At 63.4% G+C, this 15,011-nt stretch carries 9 protein-coding genes and 1 pseudogene; 7 read left to right on the top strand and 3 right to left on the bottom strand.

The window, feature by feature from the left end:
- Positions 1 to 76: 76 nt before the first annotated feature.
- Positions 77 to 826 (bottom strand): PEP-CTERM sorting domain-containing protein, encoded by a 750-nt coding sequence (locus GJA_RS18450; RefSeq protein ID WP_038495091.1) that lies wholly within the window; start codon positions 824 to 826, stop codon positions 77 to 79.
- Between the two features lie 528 nt (positions 827 to 1,354).
- Here GJA_RS18450 and GJA_RS18445 point away from each other — a divergent pair.
- From GJA_RS18445 to GJA_RS18435, 3 genes are all read left to right on the top strand, one after another.
- Positions 1,355 to 4,360 carry an ExeM/NucH family extracellular endonuclease gene (locus GJA_RS18445; protein WP_051781090.1) on the top strand — a complete coding sequence of 1,002 codons (3,006 nt, stop codon included), beginning with the start codon at positions 1,355 to 1,357 and terminating at the stop codon, positions 4,358 to 4,360.
- A gap of 9 nt (positions 4,361 to 4,369) precedes the next feature.
- Entirely contained in the window at positions 4,370 to 5,020 is a 651-nt protein-coding gene (locus GJA_RS18440; protein ID WP_038495089.1) for an NF038129 family PEP-CTERM protein, read from the top strand.
- Positions 5,021 to 5,472: 452 nt separating this feature from the next.
- Positions 5,473 to 6,210 carry a LuxR C-terminal-related transcriptional regulator gene (locus tag GJA_RS18435; protein ID WP_038495086.1) on the top strand — a complete coding sequence of 246 codons (738 nt, stop codon included), beginning with the start codon at positions 5,473 to 5,475 and terminating at the stop codon, positions 6,208 to 6,210.
- Between the two features lie 103 nt (positions 6,211 to 6,313).
- On the opposite strand, the gene GJA_RS18430 is transcribed toward GJA_RS18435, so the two are convergent.
- Positions 6,314 to 9,451, bottom strand: coding sequence for a S8 family serine peptidase (locus GJA_RS18430; protein ID WP_038500374.1), 3,138 nt, complete (start codon positions 9,449 to 9,451; stop codon positions 6,314 to 6,316).
- Positions 9,452 to 9,501: 50 nt separating this feature from the next.
- Positions 9,502 to 10,296 carry an NF038120 family PEP-CTERM protein gene (locus tag GJA_RS18425; protein ID WP_051781087.1) on the bottom strand — a complete coding sequence of 265 codons (795 nt, stop codon included), beginning with the start codon at positions 10,294 to 10,296 and terminating at the stop codon, positions 9,502 to 9,504.
- Between the two features lie 568 nt (positions 10,297 to 10,864).
- Here GJA_RS18425 and gspG point away from each other — a divergent pair.
- The 4 genes and pseudogenes from gspG to GJA_RS18405 form a co-directional block, all read left to right on the top strand.
- A pseudogene (gspG, locus tag GJA_RS18420) lies at positions 10,865 to 11,263 on the top strand (type II secretion system major pseudopilin GspG); the annotation flags it as partial.
- 12 nt (positions 11,264 to 11,275) lie between these two features.
- Positions 11,276 to 12,472 (top strand): type II secretion system F family protein, encoded by a 1,197-nt coding sequence (locus tag GJA_RS18415; protein ID WP_038495083.1) that lies wholly within the window; start codon positions 11,276 to 11,278, stop codon positions 12,470 to 12,472.
- Complete coding sequence (locus GJA_RS18410; RefSeq protein WP_038495080.1) at positions 12,469 to 14,175, top strand: GspE/PulE family protein; 1,707 nt, start codon at positions 12,469 to 12,471, stop codon at positions 14,173 to 14,175. Before GJA_RS18415 ends, GJA_RS18410 begins: the two co-directional genes overlap by 4 nt.
- Positions 14,168 to 15,007 carry a hypothetical protein gene (locus GJA_RS18405; protein WP_038495077.1) on the top strand — a complete coding sequence of 280 codons (840 nt, stop codon included), beginning with the start codon at positions 14,168 to 14,170 and terminating at the stop codon, positions 15,005 to 15,007. Before GJA_RS18410 ends, GJA_RS18405 begins: the two co-directional genes overlap by 8 nt.
- The last annotated feature ends 4 nt before the right edge of the window (positions 15,008 to 15,011 follow it).

Here is a 15,011-nt window from a genome sequence, read left to right as displayed (position 1 = left end):
CATGGGGGACACGGAGATGCATCGTTCGACCTGCATCTCCGTTGAAAATGCGATTCAGCCCGGTTCTTAAAAGTAATTAACCCTGCCCACGCTTGCCGCGCCGCTTGCGCACCGCCACACCAATCACCGCCAGCCCCGCCAGCAGCATCGCATAGGTTTCCGGTTCCGGCACCGGCGCCACCGGGTTGCTGCCGATATTGCCCGCGGTTTCGACACCGCCGGCGCTGCCGCCGCCGCCGACACCGCCGCCGCCCGGCGGCGCCAGGCCGCTGGCTGTTGCGGTAATGCCGAGCAAATCAGGCTGGACCGTATCGGCCTGGCCCATATAACGTCCGCCATTGACGGCGTTCCAGTCGGGCGGGGTGTATGCCTGGTTTTGCTGGAACAGGTCGGTGCCGGCGGGACGGCCGGGGAAGTCGTCCGGCGGCGCCGTCACGCCGTTGCGCGGCAGCTCGCTTGACGCTGGCGGCATGGCGCTGCGCAAATCGTGGTTCGCCACGCCGTCGGCGGGACGGCGCAGGTCCGGATCGTCCTCGTGCTTGCCGGATTGCGCGCCGTCGCCGACGCCGGCGTTGGCGCGGTTGCCGTTGAAGTTGCTGCTATTGACCAGCCGGCAGGCGCTGTAGGTGCGGTTCATGTCGGTATCGTTGCTGCCGACCGCTTCCTTGCCGCTGGCGTTGGCCGCCGCCAGGCATTTGCCCTGGCCGGACTGGCCGTTTTGCGGCGCCGCGCCAGCGGCTCCCTGCGCCTGCGCCGATGTGCTCAACAGGACCAGCAGGGCGCCTGACAAGACCGATGTAAATCTCGATTGCGATGTGAATTTCATGACTGACCTCATGTTTGCCTCCGGTCGCCGTCTGCACGCTGCCTGACAGGTTTTCAGGCGGGCCGCGCTGCAAAATGCAAGGGGAGGAACGCGTAACTTTTAGCACTTGATCAATAATATTCCCCGGGAAATATTATTAACGCTCATCGTCAGCATCGGCACCGATGCTGGTGTGTTGCCTGGTCAGGCATGGACGGGGCCTGTTTGATACCGCTATCGATAGGAAATTTCGGAGAAGGAAATTTAGATTGCGTAGCAGAAATGTACCATGTTTTTTTAAAAAAAGAATTGTGTTTATGATATTTTGATTGCCAGTGTTGCAATCTCGGTACAAAGTCTTTCTTCACGTAAATTTATGCGATTACTCCGTTCGGATCAATCGTGTGTCATCAAATGGTCATGACGAAGTATTAATATGCAAAATGCAATACCGAATCCATTTTGCCAATCAGAGGCGGCGCGCTCCCGGCCGCGCCGCCCGCATTTTTTGTCATTCTTTCGCCATCTTTTTCACCGATCAGGACTTCCATGAAAACTTTCTCTTCCCCGCGCTCCGGCGTTGCCGCTTCGCCGCTGCGGCTGACCGTCATTGCCGCGTTGATGGCCGCTGCCTGCGGTCCGGCGCTGGCCGCGTCCGATGTTGTCATCAGCCAGGTGTATGGCGGTGGCGGCAACACCGGCGCGCTGTATAAAAACGACTTCATCGAAATCTTCAACCGCGGTCCGCTGCCGGTCGATGTCAGCAACTGGAGCGTGCAGTACAGTTCCGCCACCGGCAGCACGTGGCAGGTAACGGCCTTGCCGAATCGGATATTGCAAGCCGGCCAGTATTTGCTGGTGCAGCAGGCCAAGGGCGCCGGCGGCACGGATGACTTGCCGGCGCCGGACGCGATTGGCGCCATCGCCATGTCGGGCACCACCGGCAAAGTGGCGCTGAGCAATGGCAAGACCGCCTTGAGCGGGGCCAACCCGTCCGGCGCGGCCCTGCTGGATCTGGTCGGTTTTGGCACGGCCGGCGGCTTTGAAGGTTCGGTGGCGCCGGCGCCGTCGAATACCAGCGCGATCTTGCGGGCCGGCAATGGCTGTATCGACAGCGACGACAATGGCGCCGATTTCAGTACCGGCCCGGCCGCGCCGCGCAATAGCGCGTCGCCGCTGCATGCGTGCGGCGCAGCGGTGGCCCATCCGATCATTGCCGTGTGCCCGGCCAGCCTGGCGCTGGCGCTGGGCAGCGGCGGCACGGCGGCGCTCAGCGCCAGCGACGTGGACGGCATCGTCAACGGTGCGGCGATCACCTCGCCGGCGGTGGCCGGCATCAGCCTGGCCAATTTTGTTGCCGCCGGCGTCGCTGGCGACAGCGCCAGCGTCAGCCTGACTGTGGCGGCCAATGTGGCGGCCGGCAATTATCCGGTGCGCGTCAATTTTACGAATGACCAGGCACAAAGCAAGTCGTGCCAGGTCGATGTCAGCGTGCAAGGCTTGTCCGGTATCAGCCACACCATCCCGCAAATCCAGGGCAATGGCCCGGCCAGCCCGTACGCCAACCAGGTGCACACCACCGAAGGCGTGCTGACGCTGAAAGTCGGCACCGGTTTCTTTATCCAGGACCCGTCCGGCGACGGCGACAGCAGCACCTCGGACGGGCTGTTTGTCTACACCGGCAGCACGCTCACCAGCGCCCAGCCGGGCGATCTGGTGCGGGTCACCGGCACCGTGTTCGAATACACGCCGGCCGGCTCCAGCCGTTCCTACACCGAGTTGAAGGATGTGACGGCTATCCTGACCCGCAGCAGCGGCCACAGCATCACGCCGACCAATATCCAGTTGCCGAATGCTAACCTGGCCCAGTTCGAAGGCATGCTGGTGCGTTTCAGCCAGCCTCTGACGGTGTCGCAAAACGCCTTCCTCGGCAGCCGCGGCGAATTGACGCTGTCGTCGCTGCGCCGCGAAGTGCCGACCAACCGCCATCCGGCCGGCTCGCCGGAAGCGGTCGCGCTGGCGGCGACCAACGAGAGCGGCATCATCGTGCTCGACGACGGCATTTTCGTGACGCCGACGGTGATCCCTTACATCGGCCAGGATGGCACGGTGCGCAATGGCGACACGGTGGCCAACCTGACCGGCGTGGTCGATTTCGGCGCCATCGGCGGTGGCGGCGCGGCCTATAAATTGCAGCCGACGCTGGCACCGGTGTTTTCGCGCGACAATCCACGCAGCGCCGCACCCTCGATCGCTCCCGGCAATGTGACGGTGGCCAGCGCCAACGTGCTCAATTTCTTCACCACCTTCACCAATGGCAATAATGTGTTTGGCCAGACCGGCCAGGCTTGCACGCTGGGCAGCTCCAGCAGCAAGTCGAATTGCCGCGGCGCCGATAATTTGAACGAGTTCAACCGCCAGCGCGACAAGATCGTCGCCGAATTGAAAGCGATCGACGCCGATGTGGTCGGCTTGATGGAAATCCAGAACAATGGCGAAACGGCGGTGTCTTACCTGGTCGAGCAGTTGAATGCGGCCATCGGTAGCGTGTCGTATGCGTACGTGCCGAAACCGGCCAGCACCGGCACCGACGCGATCCGCGTGGCGATGATTTACAAGCCGTCCAAAGTGGGCCTGGTCGGCGGCGCGCTGACGGATACCGACGCCATCAATAACCGGCCGCCGATGGCGCAAACCTTCCGCGCCGCCAATGGCGAAAAATTCTCGCTGATCGTCAATCACTTGAAATCGAAAGGCAGTTGCCCGTCCGGCGCTGGCGGCGACGCCGACAACGGCGACAGCCAGGGTTGCTGGAATGCCACCCGGGTCGGACAAGCGCAGCGCCTGGTCAACAGCTTCGTGCCGCAAGTGGTGGCGGCCGCCAACGATCCGGACGTGCTGATCATCGGCGACTTGAATTCCTACGGCGCCGAAGATCCGATCAATGCCATCGTCAGTGCCGGTTTCGTAAACCAGCTGGAACGGTATGTGCGGCCGGACGGCATGCCGTACTCCTTCGTGTTTGGCGGCTTGAGCGGCTACCTCGACCATGCCTTGGCCAGCGCCGCGCTGAGCCCGCAAGTGAGCGGCGCCAGTGAATGGCATATCAATGCCGACGAGCCGCAAGTGATCGACTACAACACCGACAACAAGCCGCAAGACTTGTATAACGCCTTGCCGTACCGCGCCTCGGACCACGATCCGGTGGTGATCAGCCTGAACTTGCAGCCGGCCGTCAGCGATATCAGCGCCAGCGTCTCGCTGCTCAGCTCGGGCCTGGCATTGAACCGCGTCACGCAGCAATACACAGGCACGGTAAGCTTGACCAATCGCGGCAAGCAGGCATTGAACGGGCCGTTCCAGGTACGCTTCGATGGCTTGCCGGCCGGCGTGACCTTGCTCAACGCCAATGGCAGCAATGCCGGCGCCGCTTATCTGACCGTGAATCTCGCCAGCCTGGCGCCGGGCGCCACCTTGTCGCTGCCGGTCAGCTTCAGCAATCCTTCCAAAGTGGCGATCAGCTATGGCGCCAAAATCTTCAGCGGTAATTTCTAAGGAAAAATCATGTTTGCATCGATATCCCGTTTCAGTTTCACGCGTATCGCCCGCCAACTGAGTCTGGCCGTGCTGATGGCCGGTGCCGCCAGCCTGGCGGCGGCGGCGCCGGTGGCCGACACCTACCACGTCGAAATCGATACCAGCCAATTCAGCGGCGCCGGTTTCCTCGACTTTTCCTTTATTGCCGGTAACGCCAATGCGCCGGGCGCCAGCGCCATCCTGAGCAATTTCAGCGGTGCGCTGGGCAGCCTGGCATCGCAGGAGGGACAAGTAAGCGGCGCCTTGCCGGGCAGCGTCACCTTTGGCAATGGCGGTTTTTATAACGACTTGTTCCATAACATCGTACTGGGCGGCAAGTTCGCCTTCGACCTCCAGTTCGACGCTTCCTTCCTGGACAGCGCGGGCGACGCCGGCACCACCTTCGGCATCGGCTTGCTCGACAACAATGGCTACCTGGGCAATGCCTCGGGCAATTTGCTGCAATTTGAATTGACGCCGTTGAATGGCGGTGTGCCTGCCAGCATCAACGCTAACAGCTTCAGCAATATCGTGCTGGTGTCGGCCGTGCCGGAACCGTCGACATGGCTGATGCTGCTGGGTGGCATCGCGCTGATCGGCGTTCACTTGCGCCGCCGGCAGTTGCCGGCACGCACATAAAACAACGATTCGCAACGTTACGGGCCTGGCCCGTTTTTTCAGGGAAGACACATCGCCATCGGCCATGTGTCTTTTTTTACGCCTGGAGCCGATTATTTATTTGGGGTAGATATAAATAAAGCCATAAAATCCTATTAGAGCCTATCCCAGTAGTGAGCGTCTTGTTCTGGCCGCGCATCAGGAGCGCGGACCAGGCGTGAGGAGCAAGCGTGGCGAGCCACGCGACGACGATCAACGCAGTCCCCGTTCCTGAGGGGCGCCAGAAGAGGGCGTATTCATCTACTGGGATAGGCTCTTAGTCAGCGCATAGCGTTTGATGCATAGTTGAAAACACTTAGAGCGCCTGACAAAACATCCATGGCGGCGTTACATTGCCTTGTCGACCATTCGTTTTGTTGGACACTCTTATCCATTTTGATAACTTGACCCGACCGCCAGTCATGCCAGCACAGATGTACATTCTTGAAAACCGGCCGCTGATGCTCGCTCCGCGCGAGCAGGGGTATTTGCTGCGCGTCATCGAGGCGGCGCCCCGTGCGGGCGGCAGCCACGACTTGTTCTTGTGGACCCAGGGCGAGTTCCAGGCCTTGTTGCCGCATCAAATCATGGTGTGCCTGCATTTTGACGGCGCCGGCCAGGTGCGCCATGCGGCGTGCCTGCATGGCGGGACAGCCGATGCCGCGCTGCTGGGCCGGCTGGCCGACCCGCAACGGGGACTGGCGCCGCGGCTGGCGCGGCACCATCGTTGCAGCGGCGGCGCGGCGCCGCCGCCAGCCTTGCTGGAAGAATTGCGGCACACCGGCTTGCAGCACATGATGGGACGCGGCAGCGACGACTTGCCCGGCGGCGCCAGTTTTTTTGCGCTGTTCGGCTTGCCGCAAGCGCCCGCCGCGCAACAGTTGTATTTGCTGGATTTATTGCTGCCGTATCTGCATATGGCACTGCTGCGTCTGGCTGGCGGGCCGGCCGCCGCGCCCGCGATGCGCGCCGCCAGCGTGCGCGAAGTCGAGATCTTGCGCTGGGTGAAAGAAGGCAAGAGCAACCATGAAATCGGCGCCATCCTCGGCATCAGCGGCTGGACCGTGAAAAGCCATTTGCAGCGCATCTATAAATTGCTGGAGGTCGCCAACCGCACCCAGGCGGTATCGCGCGGCATCGCCTTGCGCTGGTTCGAGCAGCACGCGGCCTGAGTGCCGGGCCGGGTCGCGGCCGAAAAAAAAGCCGCGGGCGGGAAGCGCGCGGCTTGCGGAACGGCAGGTTTTGCAGCCTGCCGGCTTGGGCTCGAATGTAGACTTAGATGTCGCTCACCTGACGCGGCGCGCGGTCCGGCGCCGCCAGCGGCACTGGATTGTCGGTTTCCACCGACAACACGGTGGTGGCCGCCGCAGCGTTGTTTTGATCCAGGAAGGTCACGCCGCCCAGGTAACGCTTGCCGCTGACCAGGCCAGACCAGGAGATGCCGGCGCTGGCGGTGCCGGCCGCATACACGGTGCTCGGCAAGCTCACTTTCAGGTTGCCGCCGGTATCGGCGGTGGTCACCACCGCCGACGACAGGCTGAAGTTGGCCGATACGCCATTGGCCACGCTATAGCCCAGCACGCAAACGGTGTAGGTGCCTGCCGCCGGGCCTGCCAGCGTCACCGCTTCGTTGGAACCTTCGTGCAGCGAGGCGCCAACTTGCGCGCCGCTGCTGTTGAGCACGATCAAGTCGAGATCGTGGCCGCCGCCGCCTTCGGTATCGCGGTCAAAGGTTTCGAAACGGGCCGCCACGGTACTGGCTGGCACCGCCACTTGCACCCGGCGCACGCCGTTGGAACCGGCCTTGCACGCCGCCAACGCCTGGGCGGTGTTTTCGATGCTGCCGAGCGGCGCCTGGTTGACGGTCAAGGCGGTGCGGCTGACTTCCTTCAGGCCGCCCTTGGCGGCGCCCAGCTTGCCGGTGAAACCGGTCGATACGCCGACCGCGCGCAAGCCGCTGGCACGGTCCGATTCCAGCAAGGCCGGCGCCACCACGGAACGGCCGGAACGCGCCGTTACCGGACTGCGCACCGTGTGTACGCCATCGCTCCATACCAGTGCGCCGAATTGCCACACATTGTCCGGCGCGCCATTGCGGGTCAGCGTCACGGTGAACGATTTGCTTTCGCCCGGCGCCAGCACCAGCGTGCTTGGCGCGACGGCCACGTTGTAGCCGCTCAGCGTGGCGCTGGCGGTGTAGGTCGCGGCCGTGGCGCCGACGTTGGTGACGCGGCGCGTCACCACTTGCGAACCGAGCACATTGCTGACGGTGATCGACGGCAAGTTCAAGTTGTAGCCGGGGATGCTGCCGGTCGCGCATTCCGCCGCGATGCCGACGCCGCACATGTATTTCTTGTAGTCGGCCAGCGTGGCGTCATATACCAGGCCCGGATCGCTGGCCTTGTTCGGCGTCACATGGCCGGCGCCCTGGCCCCAGGGCAAGATGCCGCGCGCTTCGCCGGTCTGGGCATCCGGCAAGGTCGCGCTGCCGGTGGTCATCAGCGCCGACTTGATGGCGGCCGGGGTCCAGCTCGGATGTTGCTGGCGCAGCAGCGCGGCCAGGCCGGCCACGTGCGGGCTGGCCATCGACGTGCCTTGCAGGAAATTCCACGACGGCGGCGGCACCAGGCTGCCATCGATCACGGCGGCGCGCTGTTGCTGGCTCAAGGCTGGCGTCATGCCGGCCAGGATTTCCACGCCCGGCGCGGCGACGTCCGGTTTCAGCAGGTTGGCGTCGTACATGTTCGGGCCGCGCGACGAGAAATCGGCCACCACCGGCGCGCCGGCGCCGTTATTGGTGATCACGAACTTGGCCAGCGCCGCGCTGGCGCCCTGGGTTTGCGCAAATGCGCGTATCAGGTTGCCGTCCGCCGCATTGACGTGCACGCTAGGCACCGCGTGCGTATCGGCCACCAGGCCGGCGCCGTTATCGACCAGCACCATGCCGACGCCGCCCGCTTGCTGCACGGCCAGGCTCTTGTCGGTACGCGCATTGTTGCCGCGCAAGCAAGTGACGATCTTGCCGCTGACCTTGGCCGGGTCGAGCAGCGCCACGCCGCCATTCGAGCCGCTGCTGAAGCACAGCGCCAGGTTGGCCGGGTTGGTGCCGGCGACACCGGCGTCTTCGGCGCGGATCAGCGGGCTGTTCGGCAACGGGCTGTTATTCAGCGATGCGCCGCTGTAGCTGGCGCCATTGCCCAAGGTGACTTTGCCCTGGAAGAAACGGTTATGGGTCGACGCGGCCACCGTGGTCAGCCATGGGCTGATGTGGGCCACCGCATTGGCCGGGCCGGCATTGCCGGCCGAGGCGGCGACAAAAATGCCGGCATTCGACGCATGCAAAAAGGCTTGTTCGACCGGGTCGCTGACGCTGGCGCCGCCGCTGATCGAATAGTTGATCACGTTGACGCCGTCGAGCACGGCTTTTTCGATCGCCGCGACGCTGTCGCCGCCATAGCAGGTATTTTTGGCGCCGGTCGCTTCGGTGGCCAGGTTGTACGACCAGCACACTTTATAGACCGCCACGCGGGCGCGCGGCGCCATGCCGGATACCTGGCCCATCGGCACGCCGGCCACATTCGCCGCCACGCCGCTGTTGCCGGCCGCGGTGGTCGAGGTGTGGGTGCCGTGGCCGCCTTCGCCGAGGCCGCCGCCGATCGAATCGCGCGGCGACTTGAATTCGCTCCAGTGCGCCACTTTGGCGGTGTCGGTCACGCGCACCGCGTCGAAGTACTGGGCGCCGATCAATTTATTGTTGCAATTGGCGGCGCTAAATCCTTCGCCAGCCTGGCAAGTGCCATTCCAGCCGGCTGGCGCCGCGCCGTAGGCCAGGGTGGCGGATGGATCGAAGGTCGGCAAGCCATTGCTGTCGACGCGGTCGGCGTAAGCCGGATTTTCCGGCCAGACGCCGCCGTCGACGATGCCGACGATGATGTCTTCACCAGCGTGTTCCTTGCCGCCCAGCTTGCTCCACAAGCCGTCCGGCTGGTCCAGGCCGAGGAAGGTCGGGGTGTAGTTGGTCAACACATGGCGCGCCTCGTCGGCCGCCACGCTGGCCACGTCGCCGCTGGCCTTGAGCTGGCGCACCTCATCGTCGGTCAGCAGCGCCGAAAAACCGTTCAGCACCACTTTGTATTGATACTGGATCGGCGCGCCGGCGACGATGGATTGCACCAGCGCCTGTTTTTGTTCCAGGTAGTCCGAATACAGCTGCACATCGCTGCTGGCCAGGTCGAGCCGCTGGCCGGGCGCCGGCTGGGTCGCGTTCAGGCCTGCCACGCTGCCGGTGTAGGAGGCGACCGGCTTGTCGGCCAGTTGCACGATGTAAGGGCGGCGGATTTCGTCGGCGTGCGCGGCCATGCTCAGGCCGGACAACAGCACCAGCACGGCAACCGAAACCGGGCGTAATTTCATGCTTAATTTCATAGTGAATTCCTGATGAGGGTAAGGGATGCGGTGGCGGTTCAAGCGTGCGCTTGCAATGTCGATGTGGCTTGGCGGCGGTTGCGGCGGCGCGCCACGGCGCCTATGCCGGCCAGGCCGAGCAGCAGCATCGCGTAGGTCGATGGCTCGGGCACCGAGACGACGATGTTGTCGAGCGCGAACTGGCCCTTGTTGCTGCTGAACGCATTGCAATTGCCGGTGGTGTTGCAAGTAAAGCCGAAAAACGCCACGCTGTTGAATTGCTGGTTGCCGAACGATGCGGAGGTGTCGAAATGCTGGAACTGGAAGCTGCCGCCGATCGGGCCGCCCAGTTGGTAGGTTTCATAGACCGAGCTGCCGTCGGCGTAAAAGCCTTGCACGCGCAGCAAGCCCGACACGGCTGGATACGATACGCCCTGGGCCGCGCCGATGAAGCTGGCGTCGAAGCCGCGCACGCTGACATAGTTGCCGTTGAGCTGGTCGAGTTGCAGGATGCCGTCGTTGAGCGCGGCGTAATAGGCACTCTGGTTATTCACCGGGCAAGCCAGGTTGCCGCAGGCGCCACGGTCGCTGCCGTCGAAGATCGCGCCGACGAAGTCGCCAGGCTGGCCGTTCGGCGCATTGGAAAAGCCGGTCAGGCGTACGCCGGCTTCGTCAAAGTAGTCGCTGTCGCCGACCAGGTTGTTGACGTAATTCTCAAACGTGATCACATCGGCCTGGGCGGCTGGCGCGGCGGCCAGCGCGGCGCCGAGCAGGGCGCCGCCCAGCAGCTTCTTGAACGGAAAACGAGATGGGGCAGCTTGGCGTGGTGCTGTACCGTACATAAAATGATTCATGAGGTCTTCCCTTGGTTGTTTTTAGTGCAATATTTTTTGCGTTTAGTGTTTTCATCCCAACATCACCGTATGGTCATCTGCTCAAGGTCTTGCAAAAATGAGCATGCATAAGGTTAACTTTTACTATAGCAAAAGAGTCAATTGATTTTGCAAAGAATATTGTGTTTTTTATTCGCAAGTTACAAAAAACAACAGAATAAAATTTTCTTTTTACTATTAAATTTTAACCAATAGTCAACGAGGCTGGCGTTGAAAATAAATAATGCCTTTAATGAAATATTAATGTTGCGTCCAGACGTCGCCGCCACAGATGTAATTAAAATTGGTTTCCAAGGCAATAAGTTGCCGCGCAGCAAAAATAAAAGATTGTCTCAACCATTCGCGGCATGGTAGGCTGATGGATGGAACCACTTTATTGCGCCGTCATGGCGCATGGGTGGCAGCGATCAATTGAGGAGCGCCGCGGATGCACGCAGTACACAGTCACGCAGTACACAGTCAGTCAGGCAAGCAAGCAGGTAAAACGAGCCGTTTATCATGTAAGACAGGCAAGGAAAAAGCTGGTCAGGGTGGGTTTACCTTGCTGGAATTGCTGGTGGTGATCGTGATTATTGGTTTGCTGGCCGCGTATGTCGGTCCCAAGTATTTTGCGCAACTGGGCAAGTCCGAAGTGACGGTGGCCAAGGCGCAGATCGAAGCGTTTGAAAAATCGCTGGATACCTACCGCCTCGACGTCGGCCGTTATCCGAACAGCGATGAAGGCCTGGCCGCGCTGTTGACGGCGCCGCCGACCGCCGGCGCCAAATGGAATGGTCCGTACCTGAAGAAAGCCGTGCCGCTCGATCCATGGGGCCACCCATACCAGTACCGTTCGCCAGGCACCAAGGGTGAGTACGACATCATTTCCCTGGGCAAGGATGGCCAGCCCGGCGGCAGCGGTGAAGACGCCGACATCACTTCACAATAAGATTTCATCGCCATGCAGTTCGATGTTCGGGTCCTGTCCGCCGACATGACCGTGTCCAGTCTGGTCATCGATGGCCGCGACGAAGCCGACGCCCGCCAGCAGGCGGAGGCGCGCGGGCTGTTCGTCAGCGCCATCGCGCCGCTGCGCGGCACGCCGTTCAGTTCCGTCAAGCGGCGCCAGGGCAAGACCCTGTCGCTGGTCTTGTTCAGCCAGGAATTGCTGGCCCTGCTGACGGCCGGCCTCGGCATCGTCGAGGGCCTGGAAGCGCTGCTCGAAAAAGAAGCCAACCCGGGCACCCGCGGCGCACTCGGCCGCCTGCTCGATGGCTTACGTGAAGGCAAGCGCTTTTCGGCGGTGCTGGCCGACCAGGCCGATCTGTTTCCGCCGCTGTATATCGGCATCGTGCGCGCCGCCGAAGGCACCAGCGACTTGCCGCGCGCGCTGGCGCGCTACATCGATTACCAGCAGCGCATCGACCTGGTGCGCGCCAAGATCGTCAGCGCCGCGATTTATCCGGTGATACTGCTGCTGGTCGGCGGCGGCGTCAGCACTTTCCTGATTACCTATGTGGTGCCGCGTTTCGCCGAGGTGTACCAGGGCGCCGGCCGCAGCCTGCCGTGGATGTCGCAAGTGCTGCTGGGCTGGGGCCAGTTCGCCGGCAACCATACCACCTTGCTGCTGGGCGGTTTTGCCGCGCTGATCTCGCTGGTCACGGTGCTGGTGCGCCGCGTCACCGCCAACGGCGGCGCGATTCGCCTGCTGGCCAAGGTGCCGGGCATCGGCGAGCGGGTGCGCATCTATGAATTGTCGCGCTTGTACCTGACGCTGGGCATGCTGTCGGAAGGCGGCATCACCATCGTGCAGGCGATCAGCACGGTGCAGGACATGGTTTCGCCGGGCATGCGCGCCTCGCTGCAGGCGGCGCGCCTGAGCGTCGAATCCGGCTTGCCGTTGTCGACCGCGTTTGAAGTGAACAGCCTGACCACGCCGATTTCGCTGCGCATGCTGCGCGTCGGCGAACGGACCGGCGACATGGGACCGATGCTGAGCCAGTCGGCGGCCTTTTACGATGGCGAGATCAGCCGCTGGATCGAGCGCTTCACGCGCACGTTCGAGCCGCTGCTGATGGCCGCCATCGGCCTGGTGGTCGGCGCCATCGTGGTGTTGTTGTACATGCCGATTTTCGATCTGGCTGGAGATATTTCATGAGTGTTGTTCCCTTGGCCAGCGCGGCACCAGCCATCGACGCGGCGCTGCTGGGCCGTGCGCGGGCCTTGCGTGCCGTCTCGAAACGCTCGCTGGTGGAAGAGCTGGAAGCGCTGACCGGCATCGAGCCGCGTCTGGTGGTGCAGGCGCTGGCCCAGCCGTTCGGCCTGGCGGTGCTGGAAACGGCCGACATGCTGGCGTTTACGCCGGCCTTCGATTTGCTGCCGCTGTCGCAGGCCTTGCCGCGCCACGCGGTGCTGTTGCGCAGCGCGGAAGGGCAGGTGATCGGCGTGATCGCCGACCCGTTCGACCTCGACCTGCAAACCTGGCTGGGCGCCCGCGCGGCGAGCGCGCCGCAAGCGCCGCTGCAATTGCGGCTGGCGCTGCAAGCCGATATCCAGGCCTATCTGTCGAAGCAGGAAGAATCGGCGCGCGCCGTCGACAGCCTGCTGCCGGGCGCGATGGACGGACGGCGCGACGGCAAGACCGCCGCCGTGCTGTCGTTCGCGTCGGTGTCGGAAGCGGGCAGCCCGGCCGTCAAGCTGGTCAACTCGACCTTGTACGACGCGTTGAAAGCGGGCGCCTCGGACATTCACCTGGAAAGCACCGCCGGCGGCCTGGCCGTCAAATACCGCGTCGACGGCGTGCTCGACCATGCCACCGCGGTCAACGGCATCGAAGTGGCGGAGCACATCATTTCGCGCATCAAGGTATTGGCCGAACTGGACATCGCCGAACGGCGCGTGCCGCAGGACGGCAGCTTCCGGGTGGAGTCGGGCGGCCGCGAAATCGACTTGCGGGTCTCGATCATGCCCAGCATCCATGGCGAAGACGCGGTGATCCGGATTCTCGACAAGCGCGCCATGATCGAAGCGTACGGCTCGCTGACGCTGGAAGCGCTGGGCTTCGACGCGCCGTCGCTGGTGTCGCTGCGCACGCTGGCGCAGGAGGCGTACGGCATGCTGCTGGTGACCGGACCTACCGGTTCCGGCAAGACCACCACGCTGTACGCGGCGCTGACGGAAATCCACAACGGCCGCGAAAAAATCATCACCATCGAAGACCCGGTCGAATACCAGCTGCCCGGCATCCTGCAAATCCCGGTCAATGAAAAGAAGGGCCTGACCTTCGCCAAGGGCTTGCGCTCGATCTTGCGGCACGACCCGGATAAAATCATGGTCGGCGAAATCCGCGACCGCGAAACCGCCGAGATCGCGGTGCAGTCGGCGCTGACCGGCCACTTGGTGCTGACCACCGTGCACGCGAATAACGTGTTCGACGTGTTTGGCCGCTTTACCCACATGGGTATCGACCCGTATGCGTTTGTGTCGGCCTTGAACGGCATCTGGGCGCAGCGCCTGATCCGCACCAATTGCCCGCATTGCGCCACCGAATACACGCCCGACGACCACGAACTGGCCAGCGTCGGCCTGAGCCGGGCCGACGTGTTCGACTACCAGTTCATGCAGGGCAAGGGCTGCGGCGATTGCCGCGGCACCGGCTACAAGGGACGCCGCTCGATCGCCGAGATCCTGACGCTGAACGATGAAATCCGCGAATTGATCGTCGATAAGCGGCCGATCCGCCAGATCAAGGCGGCGGCGTACAAAAACGGCACGCGCAGCCTGCGCCAGGCCGCGCTGGAGCTGGTCAAGCGCGGCGCCACCACCATTACTGAAATCAAACGGGTGACTTTGCATGCGTAGAAAGTTGGGACAGGCATTGCGGATCGGCGTGTCGCGATCGGCTGTCGCCGTGCTGCGCAGCAGCCGCTGGTCGGGCGACAGGCTGAGCCGGCTGGCCGAGCAGGACGTATTGGCCAGCTCGGCCGGCGCCGAGGACGCTTATGCGGCGCTCGGCCAGGCGCTCGACGCCGTGTTGCGCACCACGGCCGGCGCCGGCCATGCCGGCTGGCCGGTCAGTTTTGTGCTCGACGACGACTTGCTGCGGCTGTGGCAAGTGGCGCTGCCTTCCGGCGCCAGCAAGCCGCAAGACCTGGCCGCCGCCGCCGCGATGCGTTTCCAGGCGCTGTATGGCGAAAGCCCGGCGGCCTGGAGCATCAATGCCGGCTGGGCCGCCGGCGCGCCGTTTTTCGGCGCCATGCCGCGCGCCTTGCTGGCGCAGATCGAACGCGTCGCCGCCGCCCACAAATTGCATATCGTCGCCATCGTGCCGCACTTCGCCGCCGCGTGGAACCGCTGGCAAGGCAGCCTGGCCGGCGGCGCCTGGTATGGCTTGATGCATGACGGCGTGCTGACCGTCGCCGCCGTCGAGGCGGGCGTATTGCGCGCGGTGCGGCCGTTGCCGGTGCCGCATGGCGCCGAACATTACTGGCTGAACCAGACCTTGCGCCGCGAAGCGCTGCTGCTGGACCTGGCGGCGCCGTCGAAACTGATGTTGTCCGGCCCGGCGCCGCTGTCGTGGAGCAAGCCATCCTCCACCGCCGGCGACTTGCCGGTGGCCTTGCTGGAGCCGGCCGCGCTGGGCGCCGACTGGCCGGCCAGCGCCCGGCTGGCGCGTGCCGGGAGTACTACATGAGCCA

This window comes from Janthinobacterium agaricidamnosum NBRC 102515 = DSM 9628 (assembly GCF_000723165.1).
GTDB lineage: Bacteria > Pseudomonadota > Gammaproteobacteria > Burkholderiales > Burkholderiaceae_D > Janthinobacterium > Janthinobacterium agaricidamnosum.
The sequence above is the reverse complement of the archived record's forward strand: the minus strand, read 5'-3'. Positions and strand labels throughout refer to the sequence as shown.

Excerpts from the sequence above, each read along its gene's own strand:
- GJA_RS18415 (WP_038495083.1), top strand. The coding sequence starts at position 11,276 with ATGCAGTTCGATGTTCGGGTCCTGTCCGCCGACATGACCGTGTCCAGT.
- GJA_RS18405 (WP_038495077.1), top strand. The coding sequence starts at position 14,168 with ATGCGTAGAAAGTTGGGACAGGCATTGCGGATCGGCGTGTCGCGATCG.
- GJA_RS18425 (WP_051781087.1), bottom strand. The coding sequence starts at position 10,296 with ATGAATCATTTTATGTACGGTACAGCACCACGCCAAGCTGCCCCATCT.
- GJA_RS18430 (WP_038500374.1), bottom strand. The coding sequence starts at position 9,451 with ATGAAATTACGCCCGGTTTCGGTTGCCGTGCTGGTGCTGTTGTCCGGC.
- GJA_RS18440 (WP_038495089.1), top strand. The coding sequence starts at position 4,370 with ATGTTTGCATCGATATCCCGTTTCAGTTTCACGCGTATCGCCCGCCAA.
- GJA_RS18410 (WP_038495080.1), top strand. The coding sequence starts at position 12,469 with ATGAGTGTTGTTCCCTTGGCCAGCGCGGCACCAGCCATCGACGCGGCG.
- GJA_RS18445 (WP_051781090.1), top strand. The coding sequence starts at position 1,355 with ATGAAAACTTTCTCTTCCCCGCGCTCCGGCGTTGCCGCTTCGCCGCTG.
- GJA_RS18450 (WP_038495091.1), bottom strand. The coding sequence starts at position 826 with ATGAAATTCACATCGCAATCGAGATTTACATCGGTCTTGTCAGGCGCC.
- GJA_RS18435 (WP_038495086.1), top strand. The coding sequence starts at position 5,473 with ATGTACATTCTTGAAAACCGGCCGCTGATGCTCGCTCCGCGCGAGCAG.